Origin of the sequence: Phenylobacterium sp. (assembly GCF_030680185.1) — a bacterium.
In the GTDB taxonomy this organism is placed as follows: domain Bacteria; phylum Pseudomonadota; class Alphaproteobacteria; order Caulobacterales; family Caulobacteraceae; genus Phenylobacterium.
Map to the genome: position 1 here is coordinate 139,616 of NZ_JAUXVZ010000035.1, position 16,299 is coordinate 155,914.

At 70.2% G+C, this 16,299-nt stretch carries 18 protein-coding genes and 1 pseudogene; all 19 read right to left on the reverse strand.

The window, feature by feature from the left end:
- Positions 1-4: 4 nt before the first annotated feature.
- Positions 5-205, reverse strand: a complete 201-nt coding sequence (locus Q8L83_RS08995) for a hypothetical protein (protein WP_305286154.1) — start codon at positions 203-205, stop codon at positions 5-7.
- Between the two features lie 534 nt (positions 206-739).
- Positions 740-1,027: a hypothetical protein gene (locus Q8L83_RS09000; RefSeq protein ID WP_305286156.1), complete on the reverse strand. Its 288-nt coding sequence runs from the start codon at positions 1,025-1,027 to the stop codon at positions 740-742.
- Positions 1,028-1,119: 92 nt separating this feature from the next.
- Positions 1,120-1,290, reverse strand: a complete 171-nt coding sequence (locus Q8L83_RS09005; RefSeq protein WP_305286158.1) for a hypothetical protein — start codon at positions 1,288-1,290, stop codon at positions 1,120-1,122.
- 100 nt (positions 1,291-1,390) lie between these two features.
- Complete coding sequence (locus Q8L83_RS09010) at positions 1,391-1,801, reverse strand: transglutaminase-like cysteine peptidase (RefSeq protein ID WP_305286160.1); 411 nt, start codon at positions 1,799-1,801, stop codon at positions 1,391-1,393.
- A gap of 148 nt (positions 1,802-1,949) precedes the next feature.
- On the reverse strand, positions 1,950-2,258 hold the full coding sequence (locus Q8L83_RS09015; RefSeq protein ID WP_305286162.1) for a hypothetical protein: 309 nt from the start codon (positions 2,256-2,258) through the stop codon (positions 1,950-1,952).
- A complete protein-coding gene (locus Q8L83_RS09020) occupies positions 2,255-3,532 on the reverse strand; it encodes a hypothetical protein (protein ID WP_305286164.1) in 1,278 nt (425 codons plus the stop codon). The genes Q8L83_RS09015 and Q8L83_RS09020 overlap by 4 nt, the downstream gene beginning before the upstream one ends.
- Positions 3,532-4,110, reverse strand: a complete 579-nt coding sequence (locus Q8L83_RS09025; RefSeq protein ID WP_305286166.1) for a hypothetical protein — start codon at positions 4,108-4,110, stop codon at positions 3,532-3,534. Before Q8L83_RS09025 ends, Q8L83_RS09020 begins: the two co-directional genes overlap by 1 nt.
- A gap of 13 nt (positions 4,111-4,123) precedes the next feature.
- The gene (locus tag Q8L83_RS09030) at positions 4,124-5,179 is read right to left on the reverse strand and encodes a hypothetical protein (RefSeq protein ID WP_305286168.1); all 1,056 of its coding nucleotides are present in this window, start codon (positions 5,177-5,179) and stop codon (positions 4,124-4,126) included.
- A gap of 2 nt (positions 5,180-5,181) precedes the next feature.
- Positions 5,182-5,514 carry a hypothetical protein gene (locus Q8L83_RS09035; protein ID WP_305286170.1) on the reverse strand — a complete coding sequence of 111 codons (333 nt, stop codon included), beginning with the start codon at positions 5,512-5,514 and terminating at the stop codon, positions 5,182-5,184.
- Positions 5,514-5,897 (reverse strand): hypothetical protein, encoded by a 384-nt coding sequence (locus Q8L83_RS09040; protein ID WP_305286172.1) that lies wholly within the window; start codon positions 5,895-5,897, stop codon positions 5,514-5,516. Before Q8L83_RS09040 ends, Q8L83_RS09035 begins: the two co-directional genes overlap by 1 nt.
- A gap of 371 nt (positions 5,898-6,268) precedes the next feature.
- Positions 6,269-6,697: a hypothetical protein gene (locus tag Q8L83_RS09045; RefSeq protein WP_305286173.1), complete on the reverse strand. Its 429-nt coding sequence runs from the start codon at positions 6,695-6,697 to the stop codon at positions 6,269-6,271.
- An 11-nt stretch (positions 6,698-6,708) separates the two neighbouring features.
- Entirely contained in the window at positions 6,709-7,035 is a 327-nt protein-coding gene (locus tag Q8L83_RS09050) for a hypothetical protein (RefSeq protein WP_305286175.1), read from the reverse strand.
- Positions 7,032-7,913, reverse strand: coding sequence for a hypothetical protein (locus Q8L83_RS09055; RefSeq protein ID WP_305286176.1), 882 nt, complete (start codon positions 7,911-7,913; stop codon positions 7,032-7,034). The genes Q8L83_RS09050 and Q8L83_RS09055 overlap by 4 nt, the downstream gene beginning before the upstream one ends.
- A 1-nt stretch (position 7,914) precedes the next feature.
- Positions 7,915-9,477: a hypothetical protein gene (locus Q8L83_RS09060; RefSeq protein ID WP_305286177.1), complete on the reverse strand. Its 1,563-nt coding sequence runs from the start codon at positions 9,475-9,477 to the stop codon at positions 7,915-7,917.
- Complete coding sequence (locus tag Q8L83_RS09065) at positions 9,474-14,258, reverse strand: tape measure protein (protein WP_305286178.1); 4,785 nt, start codon at positions 14,256-14,258, stop codon at positions 9,474-9,476. Before Q8L83_RS09065 ends, Q8L83_RS09060 begins: the two co-directional genes overlap by 4 nt.
- Positions 14,255-14,656 (reverse strand): DUF1799 domain-containing protein, encoded by a 402-nt coding sequence (locus Q8L83_RS09070; RefSeq protein ID WP_305286179.1) that lies wholly within the window; start codon positions 14,654-14,656, stop codon positions 14,255-14,257. Before Q8L83_RS09070 ends, Q8L83_RS09065 begins: the two co-directional genes overlap by 4 nt.
- Positions 14,657-14,670: 14 nt before the next feature.
- On the reverse strand, positions 14,671-15,018 hold the full coding sequence (locus tag Q8L83_RS09075) for a hypothetical protein (RefSeq protein WP_305286180.1): 348 nt from the start codon (positions 15,016-15,018) through the stop codon (positions 14,671-14,673).
- Positions 15,019-15,113: 95 nt separating this feature from the next.
- Positions 15,114-16,046, reverse strand: coding sequence for a hypothetical protein (locus tag Q8L83_RS09080; RefSeq protein ID WP_305286181.1), 933 nt, complete (start codon positions 16,044-16,046; stop codon positions 15,114-15,116).
- Between the two features lies 1 nt (position 16,047).
- A pseudogene (locus tag Q8L83_RS09085) lies at positions 16,048-16,299 on the reverse strand (hypothetical protein); the annotation flags it as partial.

Sequence of the window (16,299 nt, forward strand, 5' to 3'; positions counted from 1 at the left end):
GTGATCAACACCTCAGGCCGTGGATGGATGTGGGCAGGCAGTGGCCCCTATCAGGGTTCCAAGACTCCAGGGCGCGCGGGTGGCCCCAGTAGCTGCCGATGATCCAGACCCCCAACCGGTGACCGCAGGCCGCGCAGCGGAAGAAGCCGGCCCGCTCCAGGGCCTCGACCGTCCAGTCGTTGAAGGCCCTGCAAACCCCGCTCAAAGGCAGTTCGACCTGCGCTCGACACCCGGCGCAGCCCGCGCCGAGGCCCAGGCCGTGTTCCCGACAATGAGCGATAGTCCGCATGGGTTCAGGCCTTCGGTGGCTTGGGCTTGGCTGCGGGTTTCGGCAGTGGCCGGGTGAGCACGACGCGGCCGTCGCCCTCTACCGTCCCGTAGATCGGCACGAAGCCCTTGGACGTCTCAGCCATGTTTTCCTCCTGTCGGATGAGAATTCCAGTCTGGCCGGCCGGCCGCTGTCGGTTAGCGGGGTTTCCCGACAGCAGATCGATGACGACCCCCATCCATAAGCCGACGATTGGGCTCCCTCTCAATTGGAGATTTATGGTGCTCCACTCAAAAAATCGGGACCACCCGTCGCACATGGTCGCGGACCTCCTCCGCCAGGCGGCCAGCCTCTTGGCCCGCACGGCCGCCCGGGAAGGCGTCCGGACCCTAATTGCCTGGGCGATCGACGCCGCGACCTCATGGCCCGGCTGACCCCGCCGCCAGGCGGCTGGTGATGATCACCTCGGCCCTAGATGGGAGCGGGCGCGCCCTCGAGGTCATCGCTCGGCGCCCCGAAATAGTGGACGGTCCCCACCTGCACGTTGCGCCGGTCATGGATTATGACGTGGGCGTCCTCACCGCATTGCGCCAGCGTGATCGCCAGCCGGCGAGCGCTCGCCTCGGCCTCGGCGCCCGAGAAGAACACGAGGGGTTGACCGGCGAACGTGCTGGCGACGCACCAGCCTCCGTTGATCGGGCTCACGGTGACGAGGTGTCCATCGATCAGGTGGGCGGGCAGATTCAGAGCTTGTCCCATTCGTTGCCTCCTTCGCGCCCTTGACGGGCGACTAAAAGTTAACGAACCACCTCAACGGGAAAATGTCCACAGGCCCGCCAGGGCCGCACCGGTTAGAGCCCGGTCGCCCGGCGGCTGGCCGCCTTCACAGCGGTGACACCGATCAGACGGCAAATGCGCTCGCCCCGCGGGGTGGTCGGCCATCTCGCGCGTTCATCCTTGTCGGCGTCTCCGGCCTTGAAGAGCGCCGACCAGGTCTTGCGGATGCGCGCCTTTCGCCACATGGGCACCGCCCGCCAATGATCTGGGCAGAGCCACCAGCGCCAGCGGCCGTGCGTTGTCCGCCTGCAGAAGGGCACCCCGCAGGCCGTGCGCGGCCCAGGCTTACGCACGTCGCTGAACCTGCGCCACCTTCACCCAGCCCCGCCCCTCAGCCGCCTGCCGGCGATCCCAGCGGTAGCCCAGCCGGGTGAGCAGGTCCCAGGGCATGGGCTCAGGGTGGCGGTTGTCGAGGACGTAGGTCCCGCGGTCGGTATCGACCGTCAGGACGGCGTGATAGCCGCCGGTCTCCACCCAGCAGGTGGCCAGCCGCAGGGCGCGCAGGGGCCAGCCCTTGGCCAGCAGCTCGGCCTGCTTGCGTAGGGCGTAGTCCTCGCAGTCGCCGCCTGCGGGGCCGATCGGCGTCCAGTGATCTGGCTTGCCATAGAGGTCCAGATCGACCCGATAAGGCCTGCGGTTCACCTCGGTGTTGACCGCCGCGATCTCGGCCCAGCCGGCTTCGCCCAGGGTCAGCATCGGGGCGCCTCGGGCTCGCGCGCGCAAAGGTCCACCCAGCCGGCCGGTGGCGTGGCCGCCGGGCCATCAGGCATGGGTTCGGCCGGGCGGGGCGGCATGGGACCGCACGCCGCCAGGCAGGCTAGCGCCATCAGGGTCGCGGCCGCGTTCACGCCACCTCCTCCGGTTCGACCGGCCGCCAGACGTCCCACCGGTCGCCGACAGGCGGCGCCGCGGTGAAATAGGCCGCCCAGTCAGCCGCCAGGAGGCTGCGCTTTCCCGCGCCGAAATGATGCAGGATGGTCCCGGGGTTGGCCCAAAGAGCATAGAGGCCGGGATTGGCGGCCAAGGCTTGGCCGCAGACGTCGAGGCGGGCGCCCTCGAGGGGTTCGCCCGCTTCATCGATCAGGTGGACGGGCACGCAGGCGGCCAGATTCAGGGTCCACATCTGCCCATGAGCATCGGTGTAGGTGATCATGCCGCCAGGGTCCTTCGTTCGGGATCTCGGGCGCCACGAGCCATGACGCCGATAAATTCAACAGAGCCCAGCAGGTGACTGGTGCCGGCTCCGCTGCTGGCGATGGACAGGCGGGAGAGATTGGCCAAGACAGTCGTGTCTTCAGCCGAGCGTTCTTCCCCACCGTTATAGTTTCCGCGCAGGGCCGTCTCCGAGACCTCAACTGCGAGCCGAATATCAAGCTCGCCCATCCCGACGCCTGCTCCAATGTAAGTGAGGTTCGCACCCGCCGAGTTCGTCGTCAGAAGGTTGTCGCCAGAGCCTCGCGCGGTTCGAATGGACACTGCGTTCGTGGTCCCATCGTCAGTCTGCCAGAGGGTGCGAGACACGCCATTGGCGGTCGGCCCCTTGGCGCGCACGACGATGGTGTGCGGCTTGGCCAGCAGGCCGCCAAGGTTGGTCAGCGCGGCCAAGCCCGCCCCTCGCGAGGCCAGCGCCCCGTCCACAATCACCGGCGGGGTGACGTAGGGCTTCTCCTCCGGCTGCCAGAGCAGGAAGGCCGCCTTGCCGCCTGGGCGCACGGCCAGCTGGATTCGAGACGAGGTCGACGGCGGAACCCCGGCTCCACCGAACCAGATCCAGCCCGCTCCGCCCGGGTGGGTCGCCGTCGTCACAGTGTTGAGTCCGACGTTCGGCAGGCCCACCGCGCCAGCCACCAGGACCTTGCAGACGACGGATGCCGCGTGGACGTTGGTGTTTCCCACTTGGCCGGCTGGCCGGACCCAGGCGTTGCTGGCGGACTGATTGTCTATCACCAGGACGTAGCCGTTGATCTTGCCTCGCCTCAGCAGGCGCTCGAGCCGCGGATCAGCCGCGATGTCGGCTCGGAAGTCTTCAATGCTGAAGAGGGCACCGGCCTCGCCGCTGCACGCCATGTCTGGCGCAGCTGAGTTGAAGGCATCCGCCGCCAGAGGAGCGACTGGCGTCATCACAGCGTTTCGGCCGATGGCCTTGTTCGTGGTGCCGTCCGCACTTTCCAGGCCATAGCCGGCCACGATCGGCGGCTCATTTTGCGCGAAGGCGTCCCAACCGCCCGCCGCGGGCACAATCAGGTCGACCCCTGGCCGGGAGTATGACCAGCCGGGAAGATCGCTCACCCGCTCGCTGATCACCCCCCGGTGCTTGAAGATCGGGCGGCCCGGCAGCGCCATGCCCTTGAAGTCCAGGGCCAGGTCGAACTGGGGATATGGATCGAACCGCCTCTGAGCCGCGGCCATGGCGCCCTGGATCGCCATCAGGCCACGGCCCCGAGCTCGAGCAGATAGCCCTTGGCCGAGCCCGGGGTGAAGGCGTCGCGCGTGGTGAGTACGGCCCGCACCCTTCCGTCTGCCGCCACGAACGGAATGCCGCCGGTGGAAGTTGAGAGGACCCCGCCATACTCGAGGCAGGTCCCGCCCGCTGCATCGCTGGCGCGGGCGGCGGCGAAGTCGATCAGCCCCCGCCGGGAGGCGCGGTTGGCCCAGAGCAGCGGGTGGGCGGCGTTGTCGCCGACGGGCAGCGTCGCCGGCAAGGCGTCATGGATATGGGCCACGAACCGCGGGGCGGTGGCCGCCGTGTCTTCCCGGATCAGACGGGCGTGAGTGATGAAGCCTGCGGGCAGGCCCAGAGCGCCGAAGTTGAACTCGAAGACGACATTGCCTGCCTCGCCGATCGCGTCGCCGGCGGCGTAGTTCGTGGTGTCGGCCGGCCGGGTCAGCATGGCCTGCAGCACGATGATTTCGGAGTGGTGGACCGGCCGGTGGACGTTATCGGGGCCGAGGTTGGAGGCCACCTTCTGTTCGCCGAAGAGGCCGAGCATGGACAAAAAGGACACGAGGATATCTCCGTCAGAGCAGCAGAAGGGCGGCCAGGCCTGAGGCCTCGACCGTGGTGAAAAGAGCGCGTTCGATGGGGTCGGCCGGCAGCCCGGCCTCGCCGCCATGGAGCACAGCGATGCTGGCGGTCAGCCGGCGGATGACGCCGAACCGATAGCGGCTGGTGAGCACCAGCAGGTCATCTGGCGCGACGGCCTGACCGAGGCCGGGACGGACCTGGACGGGCGCCTCGCCCGCCATCAGCACGCCGCAGGTGAAGCCCGGCGGCAGGGTGTCCACGTAACAGACCGCCCGCTCGTCATGGGTGAAGACCAGAAGCTTGCGATCATCGGCGGCCGACAGGATGTGGGCGCGGGCCGAGATTTCCACCTCTTCCAGGTCCAGGGTCGTCGCCGTCGCCTCCTGGAAGAGAGCCGAGAGCACGTCCAGCTCGGCCCGCACGGCGTTGGAGACCGGCTTGTCCAGGTCGGCGGTGTTGTTGGCGTTGGCCAAGCCGACGTCGGCCTTGTCGTAGGCCAGCGCCACCTTCAGGGCCGCGCGGCTGATCGCGCCCTGCAGGCCGACCACGGAGACGACCTGGTCGGTGTTGTCGATCTTGTCCCAGGCCAGGCCGTTGGAGACGATCCAGTCGCCCATCTGCCAGTCGCCGGTCCCGTCGATTACGGTCCCGCCGGCGGTGGCCACCTTGTAGTAGTGGCCCTTGTTGCCGGCCGCAGCGGCCGGGAGGGCCGGCAGGTTGGCGGCCGCATCCCAGGGGCCTTGGTAGTTCAGCCCGCCCAGGACCGAGGCCGGCAGCTGGCTGGTGGGGACCTTGCCGTCCGAACCCAGGGCCGCATAACCGCCGGCGACGCCCTTGTTGGCGGTGCTCTCCGGCACGTAGCCGCCGTCCCGGATGCGGGTCCCCAGGGCGCCGTCGAAGACCGCCACGTGGCCGTCCACCGCCCCGCTGGGTCCATCCACGCTGCCCGACGAATGGCCCTGCGGCCCCTCAACGCCGGTGATGACGATGGTGCGGCCTTCAGCCACCATCTGGCCCGGCGTGGTCGTGACGATGACCTGTGTCGCCATGATCAGAGCCCCCGCTGGATCTTGGCCGTGGCCAGGAAGGTGTGGCGATCGATCAGGTCGCCTTCAGGCCGGACATTGAGCTCGATCGCCGCCTCGCCGGGGTTCCAGGTCTCCGTGACCGCCTCCGGAATGGTCCAGGTGACGACGTGTCCATCCACCGACAGGTAGTCGGACAGGTCGATGGCCGCGACGTGCGGCGGCTTCAGCATCAGCCGAAGCTCCATGACGCTCACGTTGTCGGGGGTCTCGATGTCGCCCAGATAGAACTCGACGGAGTCCGCCCAGCCGGCTGAGGTCAGGACGAGATAGGCCTGGGGCCTGCGCGCAACGCCCATTAGCGGGGCCTCCGATCATAGAATTCGAGGACGATGACGCTCGCGCCGCCATGGGCGTCGTTCCCACCTGAGGCGGGCTGTGGCCACCAGGCGTTGCTTCCGGCGGTGTTCAGGCCCGCGACCCCGCCCGAGCCGTAGTCGGCGAACACAGGCTGGTTGCCCAAGGCGACCGGGCGCGCCAGATCCGCGCCTCGCCGGGACACGCCGCCCAGGCGCAGACTGTCGGCGTCGTCAAGATCGCCACCGGGGCGGCCGCCCGTATAAGCGCTCACCCCACCGGGGCCGCCGGCACGGATGATGTCTCCGATGCAGTCGCTGGCCAGCGGGGCGGGCGCATGGGCGCCGACTGAGGCGGAAACGCCGCCGGCGGCGCGGCAGATCACCACCCCATCGAGACTCGCAGCAGCCGGCTGCGGTGTCGCTGAGTCACCGTGAACCCTTGGGACCCCTAGCAAGAGCTGCAGAAACTGGCCTCGCCGCACGGGCGACAGCCTCCGGGCATAGCAGCCACCCGAGCCATACCAAGCGATCGAGCTGTCATCGGGGTGGCGCCGCGCTGGGCCGCCCGGCCCGATCGCGCGCACGTCACACCACCTGGAGCCCGGCGGAATGGGCGGCGTGTAGGTAAGATCGACGGCTTCGTTCGCCGGTCCGCCAAACCACCACTGCCGCGCCAGGAGGCGCGGGACAGGCGCCGCCGCCTGAGGCCCAGGGTTGATCCGGCCCGTGCGCCGGGATGTGGGGATGACGCGCATCAGGCCGGCACGACTTCGAAGAGCTGGAAGACCCCGTGGAAGACGATGCCGACGGCCAGGCCGACGCCGGAGGCCACATAGACAAGATCGCCGCCCTCGAGGGTGACGGGGCGCTCTTCGTCGATGTTGAACTCGGTGGGCGCCACCGCGCTCGTCTCGTTGACCGCGGCGGCGGTCATCAGGGCCGGCATGACCAGGTAGGGGACCGTCGGCGCGGCGGCCTTGCAGACATAGAGCTTCAGGCGGCTGGCCGTGACGTCGTCATTGGGCGAGGCCATCAACCGCGTCAGCAGGGCCGGCGCGCCGGCCGGGACCGTGTAGAGGAGCACGGCGTTGGTGAGGTCGTTCTCGGTGACCTTGGCGGCGGTGCAGACGGCGAACCGGGTCACCAGCTTCTGCGGATAGGGGATCTTGTTGAACTGCAGCATGGGGTCGGCCTTCAGGATTGGGCGAGGCAGAAGAGGAAGTCGAACTGGTGGTCGAGATGGTCGAGGCGGGCCGGATCGATGGAGGCGGCGAAGCCAGCGGCCTCGCCGGCAGCCGCGATCGCCGCGTCCCGGGCGTCGCGTGCGGCCTGAGCGTTCGGCTCGACCGACAGGACCAGGTTCACGGCGCCGGCGATGCCGGCGGCCACCGCGCCCACATCGTCCAGGGCGGCGGGGAAGTTGGTCACATGGCCGTTGCCGGCCAGGCCGCCGGGATTGGCGGGCGAGATCAGGCCGGAATTGTAGTAGCCGCCGGCCAGGCGCTCGAGCGGGGTGCTCATGCGAGGATTTCCTTGAAGACGCCCGCCACCTGATGGGCGTGCTCATAGGTGAAGCGGGGCGCTGGCGGCCGCTCGAACACGGCCGGGAAGGTCTCGCGCACCCGGGTGGGCTCGTGGTCGCTGTCGGGCATGAAGATCACGAGGCCGGTGGTCCGCGCCCGGGCGCCGGCGTCGAACCAGCGATAGGCCTCGGGCGTGCTCAGGCCGCTGTAGTCCACGCTCAACTGGCGGCGCGGGGTGCGGCTTTCGCCAAACAGCCGGCCAGACGGGCCCTCCTCGATCTGGTCGCGGGTGATCAGCGAGAGCGAGCGACCGCGGCTGAAGTTGAAGGTGGGCGACCAGGTGGAGCCGATGAACAGGCCGCCGATGTCGAAGAAGCCGGCGGGGTTGGTGACGTCGTCGAACTCAAGCCGCAGCGCCTCGCCCAGGACCGCCGGCGGGGTGATCCAGAGATGGCGCTGGAAGAGGTCGATCTCATCCTCGGTGATCTGGCCGGTCCACCAGTTGGAGGCTTCCCAGTCGAGAGACACCGAGTCGAACAGCCGGCCATAGACGTCGGTCCAGGCGGTCTGCAGCACGGGTTCTTCCCAGGTCCCGCCGGGCGCACGCACGGTCAGGCGATAGCGGGCGGTCAGGCTGAGCGTGTGGAACATCACTCCCACCAGGCTGACAATCCGCGCCGAGGTCAGGGCGGCGGTGAACTGGCAGGCCTGGAGATCGTCCACCTCCATCTGCCGCGCCGGAGCGGCGATGAAGGCCTCTTCGGTCTGCATGTTGGGCAGCGGAAAATCGGTCGACCAGCGCCCGCCCTCGAGGACGGCGGCGCGGGCCAGGTTGGTGTCGCAGAACTTGCCTAGAGCCCCTGTCGTTTGCGCCATCTCAGCCCCACACCGTCCAGGTGATCCGGTCGCGGCTCGGCCGGAACGGCTCCTCGGCGATCAGCACCATCCGCTCGTCCAGGCCCATGTCCGGCAGCGCCAGCCGCACTGTCGTTCCCAGCGGCGTGGCCAGGATGGCCTCGGAGATGTCCAGGACCACGCGGAACTGCCGACGCGCTCGCCCATCGGGTCGCGCCCCAAACAGGGCCAGGAGGGCTGCGGCCAGCGCCTCGGCGTCGGCTTCGTGGCGCAGGGCGGTCATCACCTCGGCGGAGCGCCAGGTGGCCGGCCGGCGGGCCTTCACCTCGGGGTCGATGGCGATCGCCCAGCGATAGTCCTGGGCCAAGGCCTCGGCCGTGGGCGTGTTGCGCAGGGACGGCGCGAGGTCGCTGGCGTCCAGGGTCGTGTAGACCCGTCCCCAACCGACCTTGACCTCGGCCGCCGGCAGCGGCGCGGAGTCGTCGGCCGAGATGGCCACCACCTGGTCGGGGCCAATGGTCAGGGCCTCGACCTCGGCTGGCGGGCCAAAGCTGATCGCCTGCCAGACGCCGGCCCGATCGGGCAGCAGGGCCGCAAGCGCGCTGCGGGCCACCAGGGCGGCCAGGGTCGCAGCGCTCTCTCCCTGGCCGTCCCAGAGGCCAAGGACGGCGTTCGAGCTCAGACCCGTAATGCTGTCGCCAATCCGGTGGGCGGGCACGCCGGAGCGCGCCAGAATGCGGGCCAGGATGGGGCCGGCGGTCTCCACATAGCCGCCTGCCGCGTCGCCCTTCAGGCCGAAGGTCAGCATGCCCACCGGCTCGCCGTTGAGCTTCAGGAGGCCGCGGCCATGGTCGGTGACATAGCTCGCCGCCGCCGGCAGCGCGGCGTCGAAGGCGCCGCCTGACAGATCGCCCTCGTCCAGGTATCCGGCAGGGCCGCCGCGGTCGAAGACCAACTCGTCTCCAGCCACGGGGCCGTCATGGAGCTGGTGGACGCCGGCGCCGGCATTGACCTGGGCGCTGGGCAGATGGGCGCCGGTGAGATCGCCGAAGGCCAGGGGCTTGGTGCGGCCCTTCAGGCCGCCGGCCTCGCCCTCATAAAGCACGCCGGCCTCGCCGTTGGTCCCCGCATAGGTCTGGCTCTGGGCGGGCCGGTCCAGTTCCGAGCGTGCGTCGATCAGACCCAGCCGCACCCGCGAGGGCGCGGTCGAGGACAGGCCGAAGGCCGGCGGCAAGGCCTCGCCGGTGAACACCAGCGTGGCGGCGGCGAAGTCTGCGCCGATCGGCCAGCGCCAGACGCGCACCTGGCCCCAGCTATAGGCGCTGTAGGGATCAAGGCGACGGTCACCGTTGGCCAGGGTCATGACGCCCACGCCCAGCCCCGGGGCCAGACTGGCGAGATCCTCGAACAGGGCGCGGCGCAGGGTGGGCGCCTCGATCAGTCGGTCATCCCAGGCCGCATTGGCCCTCAGGCTGTCGCCCGGCGGGAACGGCCGCACCGCCCGATCGGCGAAGCGCAGGGTCCGGGCCTGGCCCTCGGCCGAGATCAGGTCCGCCTCGACCAGGATGGCGTCGCGGCGGCTCATCGGTACATCACCGCGCGCAGATGGGCGTTGCCCAGTCGCGTTTCATCCGCCAACTCGGCGGTCTGGGAGACCAGGCCGCCCACCGCCGCCTGAACCCCGGCCAGGCCCTCGTCCAGGGCCGCGGGCAAGGCTTCGGCGGCGGCTCGAAGGGCCTGCATATTGGCTGTGAGCACGCCGTGATGGCGGTCGAGCACATCGACGATCGCGCCACGCAACTCGGCCAGGGCCGCCAGGTGCCGATCAGTCTGCGGCGACAGGGCGTCGGCATAGAGGCTGCCCAGGGCCGGCAGGTTGACCAGATTGACCGGCTGGGCCGTCGCGTCGTTGGCCGCGCTCAGCGCCAGGGGGGCGGTGTTGAAAGAGATCTGGGTCAGCAGCGTCTGCAGCTGCTCCATGCCGGCGATGGCGGTGCGTGGGCCGCTGGCGGCGGCGGCCCCGCTCATGCCCATCAGGGCTTCGCCATCGGCGCGGACCTGGTTGTAGAGCGCCAGGCGGTCCTGGGCCGACAGGGTCGCGTCCCGGTCGGCCGAGAGCAGCCGGTCGGCATAGGCGGTGTAGTTCGAGGCCGCGTCCGCATCCCCGCCGCGGGCGGCGGCGACCACCTGCTGGTACTGGCGCAAGGCCTCGTCCCGCTGGGCCTGGGGCGACAGCTCGGCCGAGGCCGACATGCCCAGCTGGTCCAGCCATTGCTGCAGGCGCGGGCGCAGCTGGGCGAAGGCGTCCGTGGTCCGGCCGAGCGCGGCGTCGAGTTCGCCGAACGCGTTGGCCAGTTCGAGCTGGCGCAGGACTTCAAGCTGCTGAAGGACATCGGGGCTCATGGCCCCCTCGGCGATCAGCGCCTCAGCCTGGGCGCGCATGGCGGCGATTTCCGCCTCGACCTTGCTCGCCCGGGCGGCCTGAGGATCGACCAGCTCGAGGATACGGGTCTGGATCGAGCCCTGCAGGCCCGCTGCGCGCTCCAGGGCGTCACTGGCGGAGTCGGCGGCCTCGCCAAGGCGTTTCAGGGCTGCGTCGATCTGCAGGTCGCGCAGATCCTCGAGCTTGCCCAGCACGTCGCCCGAAACCAGGCCGGCGGCCACTAGCTCCTCGGCCTGGGTCTTCAGCGCCTGGTAGCTCTCCTCGATCGCTTCCAGCGCCTTCTTGCGCTCGAAGGCGGCCGGGTCGGTGATCTGCAGGATGGCTTCGTCAATCGTCTCGACCAGGCTGCGGCCGAGCGCGATCTTGTTGGCCGCCTCTTCAAGGTTCTGCGCCTGAAGAACGACCCGCTTCTCAGCCTCGGACAGGTCCGAGGCGCCGGCCTCGATCGCCCGGATGATGGTGGCCCGCACGATCTCGGCCGCCAGGGTCTCCGGATCTTGGTGGCCAAAGAACTGGGCGCCGGTGCTGAAGCCGCCGCCGTCGCCGCCGAAATAGCCTTGGCCCAGCGCGCCCGTATTCTTGCCCTGGACGTAGCCGATCGAGGTCGGGCCATCGAACTTGGTCAGGTCCAGCTTGAAGAGCTCGGCCGCCGCATTGAGGCTCTGGCTGATCGCCCCGGCCGCCTGGCTCATCTCCGACAGCGGGCCGTTGTCCAGCTCCTGGCCGCCGGTCACCGCAAACTGGCCGTTCACCACGCCGATGTCGGCCCGGGCATAGGGCCGCTTATCGTCCTTGAAGAGCGAGCCCAGGGCCAGGCCGGCGATGGCGCCCAGCGGCCCGAGCACGGCCGCGCTCATCATCAGCGAGCCGACGCCGGCGGCCATCGCCGTGCTGGCCCCGAGTGAGGTTGCGAGGTTGGCGGCGCCCGCGCCAAGCCAGCCGCCCGCCATGCTGCCGGCGACAGCGCTGCCCGCCATCGCGCCCGCCGTGGAGAGCCCGAGGTCTAGGTTCTGGTTGCCGCTGCCGAGCCCCATGGACTGGCCGATGGCGGAGCCAAGGGATTGGCCGATCATGGTGTTGCCGAGCAGAAGGCCTAGCTTGGAGCCCTTGAGGCCGCCGATCGCCTGCGACAGGCCGGTGACCTCCCCCACCACTGCCTCGATCATTACCTTGATCGGCTCAGCCAGGAGAGCGTCGAAGACCGCCTCGCGTAGGCGTCGCTCGGCATAGTCGGCCACCTGGTCGAAGCCGAGTTCGCCCGACTCGATGAAGGCCTGCCTAAGGCCCTCCCGCAGCGAGCCGATGGCCCTGGCTGCCTCATCCTCTTCGAGTTCTCGAAGCGCGAGGATCTTTGCGCGCAGCTGGGCTTCATCCTCGGTGAGGCCATTGAATTCGATCTGGTTGCGGCGGCGGATTTCCAGCGCCCGCTGCTCGATCTCCCGTTCACGGTTGGTCATCCGCGCCAGGTCCAGCTCGCGCTGGCGCTCATCATTGGCCGCCGCTAGGTCACCCAGCACCTGGGTGTCGTAGAGCAGCTCGGCCTTCTCCCGCAGCAGGGCGATCTGCTCGGCCGTCAGGGTGGCGCCTTCGCGCTCCAGCACCTGGCGGACGAATTCTTCCTTCTCCCAGGCCAGCATGGCGCCGATGCCGCCCTCGATGGCCGCGGTGCGCGCCCGTTCGGCGGCGATGCGACGGTCTAGATCCCGGGTGGCGCCGGCGACTCGCACCACCTTGTCGGTGGCGATGGCTTCCCGCTCCCGGGCCTCGGCCGCGGCGATGGCGGCGGCGGCGGCCTCCCGCTCGGCGCCGGTCAGCTCGCCCAGGCTGACGACGCCCAGGTCGCGCAGCACGTTCAGGCCGGCCTCGCGCACGGCCAGGGCTTCCAGGGCCGCCTCGCCCTGGACGGCCGCGACCGCCCGTTCCTGCAGCAGCTGGATGTCCAATGTCATGCGCTGGGTCAGGTCTTGCGCCCGCGCCAGGCGGCGTTCGGCCTCGCGGGCGGCGTCGGTCTTCTTCGCCCGATCATCGGCCGCCTGGGCGACCGTGCTATGGGCTTCGGCGGTCGCAAAGGCCGCCGCCGGCGTCGCCATGGCCCCCTGAGCCGCCGCGGCCAATCGAGCCGCTTCATCCCGTCGCTGGGCCAGCTTGGCGTCCAGGGCCGCCACGGCCGGATCATCCACCATGGAGGCGCGGGCTTCCGCGGCGATGTCCGCCGGCAGGCCAGCCTCGCCAGCGCTGGCGGCCAGCAGGCTCATGGACCGGCTGCGGGTGCGCTCGGCCTCCTTCTCGAGGTCGGCCACGTCGGCCTGAGCCATGGCGTGGCGGGCCAGCAGCGTGTTGACCTGAGCGGTCTTCGCCTGGGCCGCCACATAGGCGAACTTGTCCCCGAGGCCGGCCAGGGAATAGGCCAGATCGTCGGACGGCTTGACCGCCTGGCCGGCTTCGGTCGCCAGACCCGCCATGGCGTCCGCCGCACTGACGCCGGCCGCTTCGGCCTCGGCCAGGGCCTGGGCGATCTGCCTCGAACGTTCCTCGAAGGCCAACCCCTCGCTTCGCGCCTTGGCCAGGTGGTCGGTCAGCAGCCAGACCGCGCCGCCGGCTGCGGCGAAGGCGACGCCCCACGGCCCTCCCAGCAGCCCCAGAAGCCCACTGGCGGCCGACTTCATCCCCAGGATAGCCGGCGCGGCGGCGTGGTTGGCGGCGGCCAGCTCCAGTTTCGCCGCCGCCAGGCGCTGGGTCTGGGTCGTGCTGGCCACCATGGCGGCCGAGGCGCTGATTTCCGCCTGGATGGCCGCGACATTCGCCGCCGCAGCGGCCTGGGTGGCCAGGGCCTTGGCGCGCAGGGCGCCGACGCTGGCCAGGGCGCCGGTGGTGACCCCCGCCAGGTACCGGGCCAGGGCCACTGTGGTCAGGGCGCCGGCGGCCGCGCCGACCAGCTCGATATGGTCCACCAGGAAGGCGGCGGCCTCTGCGGCCGTGCCGAAGGCCGCGCCCATGGTCTCGCCCAGCGCGCGGGCGGCTTCCAGCGTCTCCGGGTCCTGGATCTCGTCGTTGAAGGCGGCCATGCCCTCGACGGCGGCCGAGAGGAAGCCCTCGCCGGCGGCCGCGTTGAGGTCGAAAATGCCAGTGGCCGTCGCGGCCATTTCCCGACGCGCCTGGCCGAGCGGCGTGATCATCTGGGCGTCGATCGCCGGCCCGAACTCGCTGCGCAGCTGCTGCGCGAACTTCGGCAGAAAGTCCTCGGCCAGCAGCTTGCCTGACGACACCAGCTCGATGAAGGCGCCCGAGGTCATGCCCATGGCCCGGGCGGCGATCTGGGTCGCGCCGGGGATAGCCTCGGCCAGCTGGCCGCGGACCTCTTCCATGGCCACCACGCCCTTGGACGCGATCTGGCTGACCGCCTCCATGGCGCGACCTTGCTGCTCGGCCGAACGGTTCAGCGCCACCCCGGCTTCCACCAGGCCCAGCCAGATCTCGCGGGTCTCCTCGCCGGCCAGGGCCGTGCCGTTCGTGGCCCCGGCCAGGGACATGAAGCGCCCGACTTGGTCGTTGACCACCAGGCCCAGACGTTCCGATTCCACCCGCAGGAATCCGGTCTCGGCCGCAGCCCCGGACGCGCCACCGGCGACGGCCGACAGGCCGGTCTGGAAGCCCTGGGCCTTAAGCGCCGCGTCGGTCATGTTCTGAGCGATCTCGCGGAAGCCCACGGCGGCCAGCGCCGTGGCCAGGCCGGTCGCCGCCGTGCGGGCGCCGCCGGCCGATCGTCCGAACTGATCGGCGCCGGAGGCCGCGCTATTCAGCCCCCCTTGCGCGACGCGGCCCTTGGCGCCCACGCCCTCGAGGGCGCGATCGGCCGCCTGCGCCGCCTGCACCGCGCCGCGGGCGTCGCCATCGATCCGGAGGCGGGCGCGCAGCTCGCTCATCGCCGCGCCGCCCGGTCTTCGCGCCAGGCCGCCAGGGCTTCGGCCTCCATGATCTGCAGGCGGCCGAAGTCGTCAGGGGCGATCTCGCCCAGGCCCGACAGCCGGGCCGTGGTCTCGACCACCTGGTAGTCCAGGCCGGTCTGGATCAGTTGGGCGCTGCTCATGGTCGAGAGGCTGGTGATGCGCCACTGGGTGGCCAGCGCCATGAACAACCGCACCGCCAGCACATTGGCCGGGAAGATCACGAAGGGCTCTTCCGGCGCGGCCATGGCGGAGAACTCCGCCCTCGCCAGGGCGCGCTGGTCCAGCGTGACGCCGAAGGCTTCGAGGTCGGCGTCGAAGTCCTCAACCTCTTCGGGGGTCAGCTCCGCGGCGGCCCGGCGGCCGGTGGCGATCAACCGGGCCGCCTCGCTCAGTTTTTTGTCGGCGCGGTCCTGGCGCAGGCCTGGTAGGCCGCGATGATGCCCTCGCGGATATAGTTGCGGCTGAGCATCTCTTCCCGCATCTCGGCGGTGAGGGTTTCGGACTCGTCCTTGCCCAGGCCGATCCAGTAGGCGTTGATCCAGGCGTAGGGGTCTTTGACCAGGCCTCCGTTGAGTTCCTCCATCATCGCCTCGACCTCGGCCTTGCCGAGAATCCGGAAGCGGCCGGTGAAGGTGGCTTCCTCGAAGGTCCCACCGTCCTGCGGTGTCTTCACGACCACAGGCCAGTCCACCTCGAGCGGCTGCCCGAGGCTCTTGAAATCGAATTTCGCACCCATGGATCATGGTCTCCCTGCGGGGCTTGAGGTTGGCGGGCAAAGAGCGCGCGGAGCGTAAGGCCCCGCGCGCCCCGAACTGGGCGAGGCGGCGGGCCTCAGGTCAGGACCAGAGAGACCTCATCATCGACGGCCAGGCCCGACGGCTTGGGCATCAGATCGACCTCGGTGACGTCCAGGCCCCGATCGTCCGAATAGGTCGGCATGCCGTTCTCGGCCTTGACGTTCAGGGTCAGGATCTGGCCGGCGACGTTGTTGTGGACGAGCGCCAGGTTCGAGAGCGTGTTGGCCAGGCGAAGGGCCTCGAAGTTCAGCACGCTGGGCAGCAGCGAACCCACCCGCAGCCGGCCGGTGAAGCTGCGCTCGCCTACCAGCTCGACAGACTTCTGGTTGGGTCGATCGCTGAACACCAGGTTGTCGCTCTGCTCCAGCGTGAGGCTGCGCAGGGGCGGCTGGGCGCCGCCGATCGAGAAGGTGGTGCGGCCTTGCGAGACGGGGCCGACATCGAGCCAGCCGGCGAAGTTGGCGTCGGCCGGGGCCAGCACCGCGCCATCGGCCACCGGGATCAACAGGCCGCGCATAGTCACATTCATGCGCGGGCGTTGGCCCTCCTCGAAGCTGAAGCCGACGCGGCCCCGGGCGCCCACCAGCTTGTGCAGGCGGCGGCCTTCCCGCCAGACGATTGAGTCAGAGGGGCTGAGCGACGGGGCCGCCGCCAGGGCGTAGGTCACCGAGGTGTCGGCGACGATGGTCTCGGCATAGCCGCACGCCTTGAGCAGCATGCCCCACTTGGGAGCCACACCGGCCTCGGCCGCGCCGCCCAGGGGAACCGAGAAGGTCAGCTCGCCATGCTCGCCATAGACGAAGCCGCGGGTGGCCCCGAGGCCAGGCTTGGCCGGCGTGCCGGAGACCACCTCGCCCATGGGGCGATAGGCGACCTCTTCGGCCCAGACGGTATTGGCCGCAGCGGCCCCGGCGTCGTCGCCATAGGTGTCTTCGGTCTTGATCAGGAGCAGCTTGCGATCGGCCATGTCAGGCCTCCGTGGCTTCCGAGGCCGCAGGGGCGCTCGGCGGGGTTTCGGGGGATGCGGCGGGCGCCGCTTGTTCGGACGGGGCGGCCTGGACGGCCTGGCCGCCGGCGGCCTCGACCTGCGCCAGGATCTGCGGCGGCGTCGGCGCGCCCACGGCGGCGCAGGCCGCGGCCATGGCCAGGGCGCTCGCCGCCGGCAGCTGCGGCGGGGCGGCCGGGTTGAACTTGTCGCGCGCAGGGGCGCGTCGGGACTT

Coding starts and splice junctions, on each gene's coding strand:
- Q8L83_RS09050 (WP_305286175.1), bottom strand. CDS start 7,035: ATGAGCACCCCGCTCGAGCGCCTGGCCGGCGGCTACTACAATTCCGGC.
- Q8L83_RS09055 (WP_305286176.1), bottom strand. CDS start 7,913: ATGGCGCAAACGACAGGGGCTCTAGGCAAGTTCTGCGACACCAACCTG.
- Q8L83_RS09015 (WP_305286162.1), bottom strand. CDS start 2,258: ATGATCACCTACACCGATGCTCATGGGCAGATGTGGACCCTGAATCTG.
- Q8L83_RS09035 (WP_305286170.1), bottom strand. CDS start 5,514: ATGGGCGTTGCGCGCAGGCCCCAGGCCTATCTCGTCCTGACCTCAGCC.
- Q8L83_RS09065 (WP_305286178.1), bottom strand. CDS start 14,258: ATGAGCGAGCTGCGCGCCCGCCTCCGGATCGATGGCGACGCCCGCGGC.
- Q8L83_RS09060 (WP_305286177.1), bottom strand. CDS start 9,477: ATGAGCCGCCGCGACGCCATCCTGGTCGAGGCGGACCTGATCTCGGCC.
- Q8L83_RS09045 (WP_305286173.1), bottom strand. CDS start 6,697: ATGCTGCAGTTCAACAAGATCCCCTATCCGCAGAAGCTGGTGACCCGG.
- Q8L83_RS09005 (WP_305286158.1), bottom strand. CDS start 1,290: ATGTGGCGAAAGGCGCGCATCCGCAAGACCTGGTCGGCGCTCTTCAAG.
- Q8L83_RS09020 (WP_305286164.1), bottom strand. CDS start 3,532: ATGGCGATCCAGGGCGCCATGGCCGCGGCTCAGAGGCGGTTCGATCCA.
- Q8L83_RS09010 (WP_305286160.1), bottom strand. CDS start 1,801: ATGCTGACCCTGGGCGAAGCCGGCTGGGCCGAGATCGCGGCGGTCAAC.
- Q8L83_RS09080 (WP_305286181.1), bottom strand. CDS start 16,046: ATGGCCGATCGCAAGCTGCTCCTGATCAAGACCGAAGACACCTATGGC.
- Q8L83_RS09000 (WP_305286156.1), bottom strand. CDS start 1,027: ATGGGACAAGCTCTGAATCTGCCCGCCCACCTGATCGATGGACACCTC.
- Q8L83_RS09030 (WP_305286168.1), bottom strand. CDS start 5,179: ATGGCGACACAGGTCATCGTCACGACCACGCCGGGCCAGATGGTGGCT.
- Q8L83_RS09075 (WP_305286180.1), bottom strand. CDS start 15,018: ATGGGTGCGAAATTCGATTTCAAGAGCCTCGGGCAGCCGCTCGAGGTG.